The organism is Delftia sp. HK171 (genome assembly GCF_001886655.1).
In the GTDB taxonomy this organism is placed as follows: domain Bacteria; phylum Pseudomonadota; class Gammaproteobacteria; order Burkholderiales; family Burkholderiaceae_C; genus Comamonas; species Comamonas acidovorans.
Genome location: NZ_CP018101.1, coordinates 4,063,560 through 4,077,341 on the forward strand (window position 1 = coordinate 4,063,560; position 13,782 = coordinate 4,077,341).

A 13,782-nucleotide genomic window follows, 5' to 3' on the forward strand; every position below is an offset into this window, starting at 1 on the left:
CGCGCGTCTTTCGCGAAGGATGTCACGGGACCACCAGCACCCTCATCTTTCGCTTGCAGTCCGCTCGCCACCCTCCCCACAACCCCACGCAAAAAACCGTTGGCAAACAGCGTACAGACTGGGTTTCAAGAATTTCCAATGTGCGGTGCAGTTTGATCACGGCATCGCCTTTCACATCCCCTTCAATAAGCCCAAACTCCTTCGCAGCCGGTCACTCACTCCTGTGAACCACCGCGCTTCAAACCTGAAAGCGAGGGCATACAGGATTTTGAAGGGCTCCGGAACATACAGCACCCCATAACTACCGGCTCTTTACATGGCCTTTACCTGGCGTTGACCGGTCATTTTGAACACGGTCAGGACGGCCAATGGCAGTCATAGGAGAAAATGATCGAAAGCATGCAAACTTGTTCTTAAAAAACCGTTAATATTCGCGCTTCAATCCATGAAAGGCAAACTACCGTGAACACCACATACAAAGAACTTCTGGCACAGCGCGAGGCACTCGAGGCCCAGATCCAGACAGCACGCAAGCAAGAAGTCAGTGATGTGATCGCCAAGATTCGCGGTCTGGTTCAGGATTACGGCCTGACTGCCGACGACATCTTCACGGCACGCCGCGCCCCCTCCACCGTGGCCCCCAAGTTCCGCAATCCCGAAACCGGTGACACCTGGACCGGCCGTGGCAAGCCCCCCGCCTGGATCAAGGACAAGGATCGCGCCCAGTTCGCCATCTGAAGCCTGAATAAACGCCTCCATGAAAACAGCCTGCAGTTCTCTGCAGGCTTTTTTCATTCTGGCGGCACTTGCTGCCACACCTGAATTCCCGGGCTTGGGCTTCCAAGGCCAGACGCCGCGCAGGTGAAACAAGAATGCTCTATGGACATGTCCTTAAACATGCACCATGCATGGATGCCGTGGTCCAATCTTCCAGCCGGATCTGAAGCCTCCAGCGAGTGACTGACTGCAGATGCCGGCTCCAGATGCTCGGCCACCCATGAAAAAACAGACATCCACCTTGGACAGTGCACCCACACCATACCGTTCTGAAAAGTTCTCGACTGCCGCCGAATCGATAACCACCACAGAAGAGCCCCCCTCCTCCACTTTGTCATTTTCAGGCGAGCAGGTTTTGTTCATCTCGTCATCCGATGAACTACACGCCCATCTGCTCCCGCACCTCAAAAGTTGGGGCCTGGCGACCACGGCCTGCCACCATCCCACGGCCATTCGCCAGGATCGCCTTCAGAAGTTCCAGGTTGTTGTGCTTTGCGGACCGAAAACGTCCTGGAATCCCAAGGATGAAAACCGCCTGGTGGCAGGAGCTGCAAGCATCATCGAATGCGAGGCTGATCACCCCCTGCAACCCAAGGTGATCAACGCCCGCATCATCGAAGTCTCCTGGCGTTCGCTGCAAGGCCTCTTTGATGCACTGCAACTGGCCGTTCAGCCCCGGCCTGCCAACAGCGGCCGCATTTCGTCGACCGATGACGTCGCCCATTTTCAACAGATCCCGGCCCCCATCAGAACGGCCTTTCTGGAGTCTGCACGTTCGTCGCTGGCGATCATCAAATCCAGCAAGAATCGCAAGGATGTGCAAAGAGAGCTGCACAATCTTTCCGGTTCACTGCGATTTTTTGACCTGACTGAGCTGTCAATACGCTGCGCCGGCCTGGAAAACGGCATCAACCATGATGGGCTGATGCACCATGCGCATTCGCTGCTGGCGCTGGAACTGCAGCTTGACCAGCTCCTGGAAGAAATCCAGACCTTGAACGGCAGATAAAGAACCGGCCGTCATTGAGATCTCGATGAGGTCACCCATCCGCACTCAAGGGCATACTTCATCAGATCAATGTCTCGTTCAATTCCAAGCTTGTGCATGGCCTTGACTTTCTGGGTACTGATGGTTTTCTTGCTTCTGTTCAGCTTGGCCGCGATCTCGTCGATACGCAAGCCGGCCGCATAAAGCCTTACCACCTCCGATTCCTTGGGACTGAGCACCCCCGGTGATTTTCCTTCGCCTCCCATGACACCCGCATTCATTTTTTCCAGACGCTCGGAAATGGCGGGAGAGAAGTATGTCCCTCCTGTATAGGCGGCATGAATGGCTGGAACCAGATGCAGCACAGGGTCCGCCTTGCTCACGATGCTGATGTTCGACACCTTGCCCAGCGCCTGGAGAATGGCCGAATTGTCCAGCATGGTCAGAACCACCAAACCCAGGTTCGGAAATCTTCTGGATATATAGCCAAACAAATTCAAGCCATCTCCGTATTGACCCGTAGGCATGGAGTAATCCGACACAAGCACGTCAAAGCCACCCTCATCCAACTTTTTCACCAGATCGGTTGAGTTTGACACACTGGCTTTCAACAGGATTTCCAGCTCGGAAGACAGCTCATGCCGGATGCCTGAGATGATTCCAGGATGATCATCGGCCAGCAGTACGGATATATTCAAATCTTTTCTATGATTCATATTGGAAAACATGATTTGGCACCATCAACGGAATAAACACAATCGTTCAGTGCAGCATCATTGCACCATGACTCATCAGATATCTCTCAGGTTCTCCAGCAGGTCAGTCAGTGCATCGTCCACTGCACGGAGGTGCCGCGTATTGACAAGAGATGACAATCGGTCCATATCTTCCACTCTATCCTTCAGCCCAGCCACCGCAAATGACCCTTTCATGGCATGAATTTCACGGTGCACAGCCATCAGATCACCTTGCAGCAAATGCTTTTTCAACGCAGTCAATGAGCTTTCGGTTGCTGAAATCAATACATCACGATAAGGCAATCTGCTGCCCGGAACTTCCGCAGCTTCAGCGACACCCTTGCCAGACTTTCCTATATTTTTTCCAATGAATTCCTTGATGTTTTTCAAGGAGGCCGGCTTGACAAGAATATCTACGATGCCAAATTTTGCACATTTGAATTTTTCCTGCTTGCCTGCATGTGCCGTTATTGCTCCCACAGGAACTCCCGGATAATTCTGCTTGATGCGCTGAGCAAGCGCATAACCGCTCATTCCAGGCATTTGCAGGTCCGTAAGAACCAGGTCATAGATATTTCGCGACATCATTCGCAATGCGGATTCCCCGCCTTCTGCAGATTCCGCCTCGAAGCCGAGTATTTTCAGCTGATCCAGAAGCAGCAGCCTGTTGACCGGGTGATCATCGACGATGAGAATCCTTGCGCAATAACCTGCGATTTCATCGTCTGCAAGCATGACATCGCCATCGTCCCACCCCAAGGAAGCAGGAACAGGCTGGGCGTGGCATGCGGGCAAGGTCAATTCGAAAATGCTGCCCTTTCCCGGCACGCTGAAGAACCGGATTTCCCCGCCCATGAGATGTGCCATACGCTGACACAGTGTCAGGCCCAGCCCCGTACCACCAAATTCCGCCGCTATATCCGAGCCTGCCTGCTTGAATGCATCAAAGATGAAGGGGTGCTGTGAGGGATGAATGCCTATCCCGGTATCTGACACTTTTATCTTGAGCTCACCGACCCTGTCTGATGCAAATACGTCAATCTTGCCAGCCTTGGTGAATTTCAAGGAGTTACTGAGAAGATTGTTGAGGATTTGCTTTATTCTCTCGCCATCTCCTATATATCCTTCCCTCAGCGAATGGTCAATGATCAAGGAAAATCCTATACCTAGTTCCGCAGCCAGCGGTTTGTAAATGGCAGCCACCTGCCGGATCACAGACTTGAGATCAAAGCTGGCCAATTCCACACTCATCTGACCAGACTCGATCTTCGAGAAGTCGAGAACATCATTCAGCAGCGTCAAAAGAGAATGGGATGAAGATGATATGGTGGTGAGCCTGGTTTGCTGCTCTTCTGACATGGAGCTTCTTCCCAGTATTTCCAGATTGCCCAATATTGCATTCAGTGGCGTGCGTATCTCGTGGCTCATGGCAGCAAGAAAAGAAGATTTTTCCTGGTTTGCCTCTTCTGCCGCCTTTTTGGCATCTTCCAGATTTCTTTGTACCTGCTTGTGCGCAGTGATATCGGCAAATCCACACAGCAGGACATGCCGCCCCTGATATTTGGCCTTCACCATGATCACTGAAAGCTCTGCAACCGTTCCGTTGTAAGAGATAACGACTTCGCTGACTACCGGCAAATATTCAGTCTTTTTTCCACTCAGATATTTCTCACCGTAGAATCTGAGAAAATATTCAATCAACCGCTCACCAGAAGACTTATCATCCAACACCATGCTTTCTTTGTACTTGTACATCATGCTGTTTTCCAACAGCATCTTCTTTTCCTTGAAATCAAGAAGACCAAGTCCATAAGGCGCCATGGCAATGATGGTGCGGCTCAGATGTTCCGTGTCGAACACATTCTTGGCTTTCCCATATATTGGAATAAAAACCCTATCATAAAAATATATCAGAAAACACCAGAAAAAAATGATGAATATCAATGAAAACAGCAAATATACAAGAGACTTCCCATTTAAATACACAGCATCTTTCCAGGAAAACACCTGGAGAAGTATCATGTTCGTATTTGATATCCTCGAATAGTAATAAAAATGTCCATTTCTATAGACTGCACCATACTTGCTCAAAATATATCTACATATCAGACCTCCGTTAAATTTCGACGCCTCGATATCAAAAAAATCCCCTATTGCATCGCCGCCTCCCCCACCCAACGCAACGTTGCCTTGAGAATCAATAATAAACAAGGAGTTCCTACCATCACCCTGCTGCATAAGGCTCTCAATATATTGAGTCGGCATGTCGCTCACCACCGTGAGAAATGGCTTTCCATCTTGGAAAGCCGAGACAACAATCTGAAATGACATCTCCCCGGTCAGAATGCTTTTACTCGGAGGCAGCCATATGGGATGTCGCAGCTGGACGGACGGAATGATGGTGCCGTTATCTTCAGGCAAAGTCGAAATCTGTTCCCTGAGTTTCAAGAGCATGTCTTTTCGCTCATGCTCGTTTGGCACCTGCGGCACAAGGACGCCTATGAACGATCTGTCCGGACTGAAGACATAGGCAGATATTGCTCTTCCATTTTGAAGAAAGCTGGAATTTGCCAAATATGCCAGCTCTCCCAACATATCTCTGTAGTGCTTGTGTACATCCTTGTTGATCTTATTCTCAAGCAATACTACAGGACTCACCCCTGCCATCACAGCATCTGCCCCGGCAAAGACACCGGGATGAGATGTGTGCGTCTGCCCCCAAAGCAACTCTGATGCAATGATTCCTCGCATCATAATCACTTGCTTTGTTTCTATTTCCACCAGAACCCGGGTTCTCTTGCTCTGGAATACGGCTCTTCTTTCCTCCATGAAGTCATTGAGCTCGAACAGGGCCGCAAGCATTGCCAAAACAATGATAAGAAGAGAGAAAACCAGGCCACCGCCAAAAAGCAGTGTCTTGTTGTATTTGGTCAGAAGGTGGAGCTCTTCCTTTTCTCCAGCCTCTTTTTTATATATTTCCATCTGGGCATCAAGATACAACCATCGATCAGGCTGTGGATCTCCTCATGTAATAAAAGAAATCTTTGCAAGAAAGCTGCGGATGGCATGGAGCTTGGTCGGATCGTCTGCGGCAATGACGCTGCATTTCTGCACCTATTTTCTTACGTCAATCCAGCCCATCTCAATTCCATAGCGAATGAGATCAATGTCCTTGCGTATACCCAGCTTGTTCATGACAGCCACCTTGTGCGTGCTGACCGTCTTGATACTGCGATAGAGCTTTTTTGCTATCTCGGACACCGTCATGCCAGAGATGAAAAGAAGCAGAACCTCTTCTTCCCGTTTTGAGAGTTCTATCGATGTCCGCACCGCACCCAGCCATTCTCCTCCCAGCAGCTTGCTTGCACTGGGAGATATGAATTGACCATCCGTGTATGCAGCGTAGATGGCGGGCAGCAGACTTCCCAAGGAATCCGTTTTATGGACAATTCTGTAGATTCCTTGGTTGGTAAGAGATTTGATGATTCCAATGTTCTCGATCATTGTCAGCATGACGATCTTGACACTTGGAAATCTTTTACGAATGACATTCAGCATCACCAGACCATCACCGTAGGTTCCACCGGGCATGGAGTAATCAGTTACCAGAACATCACATTCGTTTTTCTTCAGAAAGCTTATGATTTCCGTGGAGTTTTTCGCTCGACCTACAATCTCTATTTCATGCTTATCCTCCAAAACACTTTCTATGCCTGCCAGAACTGCCGGATGGTCATCGGCAATTAATATCCGCAAGACGAAATTTTTCATGACTCAAAAAATTAAAATAATTCGCACGAAGAACATTCCTATTCTAGGCAGCCGGCTACTAGGATTTAATTGGATTTGTCTGATTTTTCAATCCAAAAATCTAAGATTTGTCTGATTTGCAAGATTTATTGCCGAAAAATCGGGTACCAGTCCTAGGTCCCACTCCTAGAATTCAACAGACAGTTGAACCAATGGTTGAATGGATTCGGGCCAGATGCCGTCAGGCCCTGACGTGCCCGATCTGCGGGAAGGCGCCAGACCTGTGCGGGAGGAGATCACTGCGGCGCTTGGCGGGCGGCTGAAGAGATGGCGGAATCCCGGCACAATCGAGGGATGCGAATCCTCCACACCATGCTGCGCGTTGGCAACTTCCAGCGCTCCATCGATTTCTACACACAGGTTCTTGGCATGCAGCTGCTGCGGACCTCCGAGAACCCGGAGTACAAATACTCCCTGGCCTTCCTGGGCTTCGAGGGCGGCAACCCGGCCCAAGCCGAGATCGAGCTGACCTACAACTGGGGCACCGAGGCCTATGACATGGGCTCGGCCTATGGCCACATCGCCATTGGCGTGCCGGACGCGTATGCCGCCTGCGAGAAGATCAAGGCGTCCGGCGGCAACGTGACGCGCGAGGCAGGCCCCGTCAAGGGCGGCACCACGGTGATTGCCTTTGTGACGGATCCGGACGGCTACAAGATCGAACTCATACAAGAGAATTCGCGAGCCCATGCCGGGACCCAGCCTGACGGCGACGCGAAGTTCGACCCACTGCGCAATTCCTGATCCACGCAGCCGTCAAAAGAAAAGGCCCGGAGCGATTGACGCTCCGGGCCTTTTCTTTTTGGCCGTTTACAGCGGCAAGACTGAGGCTCAGTCCACCAGGATCACTTCCACGCGGCGGGCTTCGGCGTTGCTGCCGTCAGCCTGCAGCTGCTCGGGCTTCTTGAGTTCGACCTTTTCCTCAGCCACGCCCAGAGCGGACAGGGCGGCCTGGACTGCCAGGGCGCGCTTCTTGGCCAGTTCGGCGTTGAGTTCGGCGCTGCCCGTGGCGTCGTGGTAGCCCGAGATCACGGCGCGCTTGCCGCCCTTCACACCGGCGACCACGTCGGCCAGCGCTTCATTGGCGCCCGCGGCCAGCTCGGCCTTGGCCGATGCGAAGTAGAACTTGACCACGCCGTTTTCGACAACGACGCGGGCCACATCTTCCTCCACGACCACGGGCACCATTGCTGCCACAGGGGAAGCGCCGCCTGCCATCTTCGCCGGGCCATGCGCAATGCCGCGCTGGTAGACGACGACGCCAACGACCGTGGAGACGACGAGCGCAATCAGCGCGAACAGGAAACCCAGGGCAAAACGTTGTTGGCTGTCGTCGTCGGAATGACTGAAGGACATGAAGCACTCTCCGTGAATGAGCTGTTGGATGAAAACCAGAAAGACTGCGAAAAACCGGTGGATTGTAGAGGGCCACCGTCGAGGGCCCCGCGCCACGCCCAAACCCCGCAGTGACGGCCGGCAAAAACTGTGGTGCGGCGGAGACAGAAAACCAGCCCTGCAAGGGCAAAGCACGCGCTTGTGCACCGTTTGCGCGTCCAGGCGTTAAAACGTCATTGTTCTTTCATGCTGTCGCGCCCATGTCCGCACTGCCAGAATTTTCATTCGCCCGCCGAGAGTCACAGCCCATGCTGGACGAGGCGCTGCACCGATGGGGCGGGAGCGATGACCTCTGGATCTTTGGCTACGGCTCGCTGATCTGGCGGCCGGATTTCGATTTCTGCGAACGCCGCACGGCGCGTGTCTTTGGCTGGCATCGGGCGCTGAAGATGTGGAGCACCATCAACCGCGGCACGCCCCAGAACCCTGGTCTGGTCTTTGGCATGCTGTCCGGCGGCAGCTGCCAGGGCATGGTGTTCCGCATTCCCCGGCACCACGGCCATGACGTTATGAGAAAGCTGTGGCAGCGCGAGATGGCCAATGCCGTCTATGACCCACGCTGGCTGCCCTGCCGCACCGGCCAGGGCACGGTGCAGGCGCTGGCGTTCACGCTGTCCCGGCAAAGCCCCAATCACACGGGCGAGCTGGCGCCCGAAGACTATCGCCGCATCTTCAGCGAGGCCAAGGGCATCTACGGCAGCACGCATGACTATGCGCGCGCAACCTTCGATGAGCTCAAGCGCCTGGGCATCCGTGACCGCGCGCTCCAGCGCCTGCTCAGCTACGCCGGCCAGCCCGACGCAGGCGCGCGGCAAGGCTCCGTTTGACGCCATCGCCGCGCACGGCCGCAGAACGCTGTGCTCTCCGACATGGCCGCCGTATCGCACGCTGCATGATGGCGGCTGCGCGCCATGCGCCCCCGTGACTTTTTCAGTTCCCATTCCAAACAGGAGATTGCCGCCATGCCTTTGAACGCTTCCCAATCCAGCCACGCCGCCACTTCGCAGCCCTCCACCCCGTCCACCGCCGTGAAGCTGTTGATGGCTGCCGGCATGGTGCTGGCCCTGGGCGCCTGTGGCAGCCAGCCCAAGCCTCCTGCCGCAGCCTCCGCATCGACCCCGGCAGCCGTCACGACAGCGCCCGCCTCCCGCAATGTGGCCATGGCCCAGCTGCAGCCCACGCAAGGCAGCAAGGTCAGCGGCAGCCTGCAGTTCACGGCACAGGCCGATGGCAGCGTGCGCGTGCAAGGCTCCGTCCAGGGGCTGGCGCCGAACAGCGAGCACGGCTTTCACGTCCATGAAAAAGGCGATTGCTCCAGCCCTGACGGCCTGAGCGCTGGCGGCCATTTCAACCCGACCGGCCAGGCCCATGGCCGCTTCGATTCTTCCACCCATCACACGGGCGACCTGCCCAGCCTGCGATCCGATGCGCAAGGCATGGCAAGCATCGACTTCGTGTCGCGCGGCCTCGCATTGGACCAGGGCCCCAACAGCGTGGTGGGTCGTGGCCTGATCGTGCACAAGGACCCGGACGACTACACCACGCAGCCCACCGGCAATTCGGGGGCGCGCCTGGCCTGTGCGGTGATCACGCGCGGATGATGTGCTCGGCCGGGTCTGCGTTCAGCGCAGGCAGTCGCGCAGCCACGCCGCGCACTGCTCGGCGCGCGCGCCCGGCCATTGGACGCTGACCGTGGTATCGCCACGGCGCAGCTCGACATGAATGGTGTCGGCAGCGCCCGCGCTGCCCTCACCGCTCAAGCTGCCGATTAGCCGCCCCCACCAGCCACGGCCCCGCAGGTCTTGGGCCGTGGAGGAGAGCTCCGAAGCTGGCGCTGGTGCTGGCGAATTCCGGGCTTGCACCACCGTTTCCCTGGCTGGCTCGGAGGCCGGCGCGGGCGCGACAGGTGCAGGCGCCTGCATGGTCGCCTCGCCCGCAGCGCGCTCCCCTCCCCCGCCTTCGAGCCGCGCGGCCAGATTGTTACCGAACTCCTCCCATATTCGGTCGGCCTTGGTCTTCATCACGCTCAGGCCGAAGGCGCCCAGACGGCCCAGCAGGTCCACGTCGATCTTGATGCGCAGTTCGGTGCCTCCATCCGGCGTGGCGCTCAGGAAGATTTCACTGCGCTGCTTGAGCGAGCTGGCCACCGAGGTGTCTTCTCCCGTTCCTTCCACGCGCAGATACTCGGGAGCGCGTTGCTCGACGATGCGTGTGCGCAGCTTGAATCTGGCGCTGATGAAGGAGATCTTCTGGTGCATCACCGCCACGTATTCGGTGGGGCTGACCACTTCGATGGACTGCATGCCCGGCACGGCACCTCCCATGACCTGGGGATCGAGCAACAAGGCCCATACCCGCTCTCGCGAGGCCGAAACAGTCAGGGTTTTCTCAATTTCCATGCATTTTCTCCGCGGCCACAAGGACCGATTCCACGATCTGGGTGTAGCCCGTGCAACGGCACAGGTTGCCGTTGAGGCCATGGCGAACTTCGTCCGCGCCGGGAAGGGGGTTGCGCCCCAGCAGATCGCAGGCGGCCATGATGAAGCCCGGTGTGCAGTAGCCGCACTGCAGGCCGCCGCATTGCATGAAGCTTTGCTGCAGCGGGTGCAGCCGTTGTGACGGGTCTGCGCCCGCACCCCCAGCAATACGGTCGGCCAGGCCTTCGATGGTGGTGAGCGCGCGGCCCTGGACCTGCACGGCCAGCAGCAGGCAGGACTTCACCACTTCGCCATCCAGCAGCACCGAGCAGGCGCCGCACACGCCCGTCTCGCAGCCGCGCTTGGTGCCCGTCAGGTGCAGGTCATCACGCAGAAAATCCGACAGCAGCCGGCGCGCAGACACGTCCACGCTGCAGGGCTCGCCGTTGACGGTGCATTCGATGCGATGTCGGCTCATGCCAGCTCTCCTTGTTCCAGTGCCTGGTCCAGGCCAAACAGTTCGGCCACGGTGCGCCGCACGTTGACGCGCACCATTTCTCGGCGGAAATCCGCCGAGCCGCGCAGATCGGAAACCGGTGTGATGTCGGCCGCGACGATGTCACCCGCCTCGGCCGCCAAGGCCCAGGTGAGGGCACGGCCTTCAAGAAAGCCCTCGGCGCGCCGCTGGCGCACGGGTATGGGCGTAGAGGCGCCCACGACGAGACGCGCGTCGCGGCAGATGCCCCCGGCGGTGTGCGCCACCAGGGCCACGCTGGCCAGCGGCCGGTGTTCGGCCGCTGTGCGCAGAAAGCGCGTGTACACACCGCTGCGCCGGTCGTCTCCTTGCCCCATGGGCGGCACGCGGATCTCGCTGACGATCTCGTCGCCTTCCAGCGCCGTGGCGTAGTAGTCGACCAGGAAGTCCTCGATGTCCAACAGGCGCTCGCCTCTTGCGCTGGCCAGCACGATCTGGGCGCCCAATGCCATCAGGCAGCCGGGCGGGTCGGTGGAGGGGTCGGCATAGCAGAGATTGCCGCCCACCGTGCCCTGATTGCGCACCTGCGGGTTGGCCATGCGCTGCGCCATGCCGGCCAGGACAGGATAGTGATGCGACACCAGCGGCGAGGCCGCCAGTTCGGCATGGCGCACCAGGGCGCCGATACGCAGGCCACGCACCGGGTCGAAGTCCAGGCCTCGCAACGCATCGATGCCAGCCAGCGAGACCAGGTGCGTGGGCGCGAGCATGCGCTGGCGCATGCCCAGCATCAAGGCCGTGCCGCCGGCGATCACGCGGCAGTCCTCGCCCAGTTCGGCCAGCAACCGGCTGGCCCCCGCCACCGAGGTGGGCTCCAGGAAGTCGAAGTCATGCATGACGGCCCTCCTCGGCGCGTGTGCGCAGCGCCGCCAGGATTTTTTCGGGCGTGATCGGCAGATCGCATATGCGCACGCCGATGGCGTCGTACACGGCGTTGGCGATGGCAGGCGCTCCCGGCAGGATGGCGGTTTCGCTGGCCCCTTTGGCGCCATAGGGGCCGTTGGGGTCGTTGGACTCGACAAAGCCGCCGCGCAGCAAGGGCACGGCGTCGGCCGTTGGCATGGTGTAGTCGGCGAAGTTGCCGTTGGCCAGGCGCCCGCCTTCCAGGTGCAGTTGCTCGTAAAGGGCCCAGCCCATGGCCTGGACGGTGGCCCCGTTGGTCTGCCCATGGATGGCGACGGGGTTCAGCGCCTTGCCGCAGTCGTCGGCCACATAGCTGTCAAGCACCCGGACCTGGCCGGTTTCTGTATCGACCTCGACCTCCACTGCCTGGGCCGCGAAGGAATAGGCCGGCGCGATGTTGCCGTGCAGCTGGGCGTCGTGCATCTGCGTCTGGGCATCCCAGGTGTGGCTGACCTGTATGCCCTCGCCGCCATGGCGCCAGATGTGCTGGCGTGCGAGCTCGGCCATGCCTGCCGCACGGTCGGTGCCGCGCACGCGCACCTGACCATCGGCCAGCTCCAGGTCGTCGACCTGCGCCTCCAGCACGACGGCGGCCAGGGCCAGCAGCTTGCTGCGGGCCGCCTGCGCGGCACCTATGGCGGCATTGCCTGCAGCCATGGTCACGCGCGAGGCCAGCGAGCCTATGGCGAAGGGCGTGCTGTCCGTGTCGGGTGCGGCCACGCGGACCTGCGACAACGGCAGCGTGAGTTCATGGGCGACGATCTGGCTGAGCATGGTGGCCGCGCCCTGGCCCATGTCGCACTCGCCACTGAGCACAAGCACCTGGCCATCCTCATGGATGCGCACCACCACGGTGGAGCCGTCCCAGTTGCCCATGGTGCGGTTGCCGCTGACATGCATGGCCGCGGCCATGCCCACGCCCCTGCGGCGGGCGCCAAGGGCCTGGCGGGGGCGGGCGCGCTTGGCGCGCCAGTCGATGGCATCGGTGGCCTGGTCTATGCACTCCTTGAGGCCGGCGCTGCCGATCTTCCAGCCATGCACTGTCACGTCGCCGGCTTCCACTGCATTGAGCTTGTGGACTTCGGCCGGATCCAGCCCCAGCTGCTCGGCCATGATGTGGATGTGGCTGTTGAGCGCGAACAGCATCTGCGTACCGCCAAAGCCGCGGAACGCGCCGTGCGGCGGGTTGTTGGTATAGACCAGGGTGGCGTGCGATCGGACGTTGCCCTGCCTGTGCATGTTGTCGCTGCGCATGGCACTGACGTGCATGACCTCGGCCGACAGACCCGCATAGGCACCGCACTCGGCAACGATGTGCACCTGCTTGGCGAGGATGCGGCCATCACGCGCCATGCCCAGCTTGAGCGTGATGCGCTCGGGGACGCTGGAGCAGCAGGCCAGGAAGTCCTCCAGCCGGTTGTTGACCAGGCGCACGGGCCGCCCGGTGCGCAGGGCCAGCAGGCCCGCCACGAGCTGGTTGTCGTCCTCGACGATCTTGCCGCCAAAGCCGCCGCCCGTGGTGGCCTGCACCACGCGGATGGCGGACACCGGCAGCTCCAGCGCCGCCGCCAGCCGGGCACGCGCCAGGAAAACCGACTGCGTGGAGGTCTGTACCAACAGGCGGCCATCGGCGTCGATGGAGGCCAGGGTTGCCATGGGTTCCAGGTAGCCCGGGTACTGCGCATGCGTGGTGTACGTGGCTTCGTGAACCAGATCAGCTGCGGCGAATCCGGCATCTGCATCGCCGCGCTCGAAGCGGATCTCGTGGGCGATGTTGCCCCGGCCCGGATGAACGCCGGGCGCTTCTTCATCCAGGGCTTCCTCGGGCGACAGGATGGCGGGCAGTTCTTCGTACTCGACCTCGATCAGGTCCAGCGCATCGCGGGCGATCTCTTCTGTGGCGGCAGCCACGGCTGCCACCTCTTCCCCCGCAAAGCGCACCAGGCCGTCTGCCAGGATGCGCCGCTCCTTGTGGCTCACGCCCCAGGGCGTGCGCGGTGCATCTGCCCCGGTCAGCACGGCTTTCACACCGGGCAGCGCACGCGCTGCAGCAATGTCGATGCGCACGATGCGCGCATGCGGATAGGGGCTGCGCAACAGCTTGGCATGCAGCATGCCCGGCAGCTTGAGGTCGCCCGCGTACTGGGCACGACCTAGTACCTTGGACAGCGCCGTGACCTGGGCCGTCTCGCGGCCCAGCGTGGAATTCGAGGTATTCAT

At 58.6% G+C, this 13,782-nt stretch carries 13 protein-coding genes; 5 read left to right on the forward strand and 8 right to left on the reverse strand.

From position 1 onward, the window contains the following. Window positions 1–462 precede the first annotated feature (462 nt). On the forward strand, window positions 463–738 hold the full coding sequence (locus BO996_RS18240) for an H-NS histone family protein (RefSeq protein WP_013802280.1): 276 nt from the start codon (window positions 463–465) through the stop codon (window positions 736–738). Between the two features lie 259 nt (window positions 739–997). After that, window positions 998–1,786, forward strand: coding sequence for an Hpt domain-containing protein (locus BO996_RS18245; protein WP_232240368.1), 789 nt, complete (start codon window positions 998–1,000; stop codon window positions 1,784–1,786). 11 nt (window positions 1,787–1,797) lie between these two features. Here BO996_RS18245 and BO996_RS18250 read toward each other — a convergent pair whose 3' ends face one another. From BO996_RS18250 to BO996_RS18260, 3 genes are all read right to left on the reverse strand, one after another. Next, window positions 1,798–2,493 carry a response regulator gene (locus tag BO996_RS18250; protein WP_081816131.1) on the reverse strand — a complete coding sequence of 232 codons (696 nt, stop codon included), beginning with the start codon at window positions 2,491–2,493 and terminating at the stop codon, window positions 1,798–1,800. Window positions 2,494–2,556: 63 nt separating this feature from the next. Then, window positions 2,557–5,502 (reverse strand): sensor histidine kinase, encoded by a 2,946-nt coding sequence (locus BO996_RS18255; RefSeq protein ID WP_232240369.1) that lies wholly within the window; start codon window positions 5,500–5,502, stop codon window positions 2,557–2,559. Window positions 5,503–5,616: 114 nt separating this feature from the next. Next, window positions 5,617–6,273 (reverse strand): response regulator transcription factor, encoded by a 657-nt coding sequence (locus BO996_RS18260; RefSeq protein ID WP_013802276.1) that lies wholly within the window; start codon window positions 6,271–6,273, stop codon window positions 5,617–5,619. 333 nt (window positions 6,274–6,606) lie between these two features. On the opposite strand from BO996_RS18260, the gene gloA reads away from it, so the two are divergent. Further along, window positions 6,607–7,056, forward strand: a complete 450-nt coding sequence (gloA, locus tag BO996_RS18265; RefSeq protein WP_043796127.1) for a lactoylglutathione lyase — start codon at window positions 6,607–6,609, stop codon at window positions 7,054–7,056. An 87-nt stretch (window positions 7,057–7,143) separates the two neighbouring features. Here gloA and BO996_RS18270 read toward each other — a convergent pair whose 3' ends face one another. Continuing rightward, the gene (locus BO996_RS18270) at window positions 7,144–7,668 is read right to left on the reverse strand and encodes an OmpA family protein (RefSeq protein ID WP_071956038.1); all 525 of its coding nucleotides are present in this window, start codon (window positions 7,666–7,668) and stop codon (window positions 7,144–7,146) included. A gap of 239 nt (window positions 7,669–7,907) precedes the next feature. Here BO996_RS18270 and BO996_RS18275 point away from each other — a divergent pair, with 239 nt between their 5' ends. Together BO996_RS18275 and BO996_RS18280 are read left to right on the forward strand one after the other, a co-directional pair. Further along, window positions 7,908–8,534, forward strand: coding sequence for a gamma-glutamylcyclotransferase (locus BO996_RS18275; RefSeq protein WP_013802273.1), 627 nt, complete (start codon window positions 7,908–7,910; stop codon window positions 8,532–8,534). 135 nt (window positions 8,535–8,669) lie between these two features. Then, window positions 8,670–9,308, forward strand: a complete 639-nt coding sequence (locus tag BO996_RS18280; protein ID WP_013802272.1) for a superoxide dismutase family protein — start codon at window positions 8,670–8,672, stop codon at window positions 9,306–9,308. A gap of 21 nt (window positions 9,309–9,329) precedes the next feature. On the opposite strand, the gene BO996_RS18285 is transcribed toward BO996_RS18280, so the two are convergent. From BO996_RS18285 to BO996_RS18300, 4 genes are read right to left on the reverse strand one after another with little or no spacing between them, the layout of a single operon-like run. Beyond that, the gene (locus tag BO996_RS18285; RefSeq protein WP_063325996.1) at window positions 9,330–10,106 is read right to left on the reverse strand and encodes a CoxG family protein; all 777 of its coding nucleotides are present in this window, start codon (window positions 10,104–10,106) and stop codon (window positions 9,330–9,332) included. Further along, a complete protein-coding gene (locus BO996_RS18290) occupies window positions 10,096–10,602 on the reverse strand; it encodes a (2Fe-2S)-binding protein (RefSeq protein ID WP_071956039.1) in 507 nt (168 codons plus the stop codon). The genes BO996_RS18285 and BO996_RS18290 overlap by 11 nt, the downstream gene beginning before the upstream one ends. Then, window positions 10,599–11,495 (reverse strand): FAD binding domain-containing protein, encoded by an 897-nt coding sequence (locus BO996_RS18295; RefSeq protein WP_071956040.1) that lies wholly within the window; start codon window positions 11,493–11,495, stop codon window positions 10,599–10,601. The genes BO996_RS18290 and BO996_RS18295 overlap by 4 nt, the downstream gene beginning before the upstream one ends. Then, the gene (locus BO996_RS18300; RefSeq protein WP_071956041.1) at window positions 11,488–13,782 is read right to left on the reverse strand and encodes a xanthine dehydrogenase family protein molybdopterin-binding subunit; all 2,295 of its coding nucleotides are present in this window, start codon (window positions 13,780–13,782) and stop codon (window positions 11,488–11,490) included. Before BO996_RS18300 ends, BO996_RS18295 begins: the two co-directional genes overlap by 8 nt.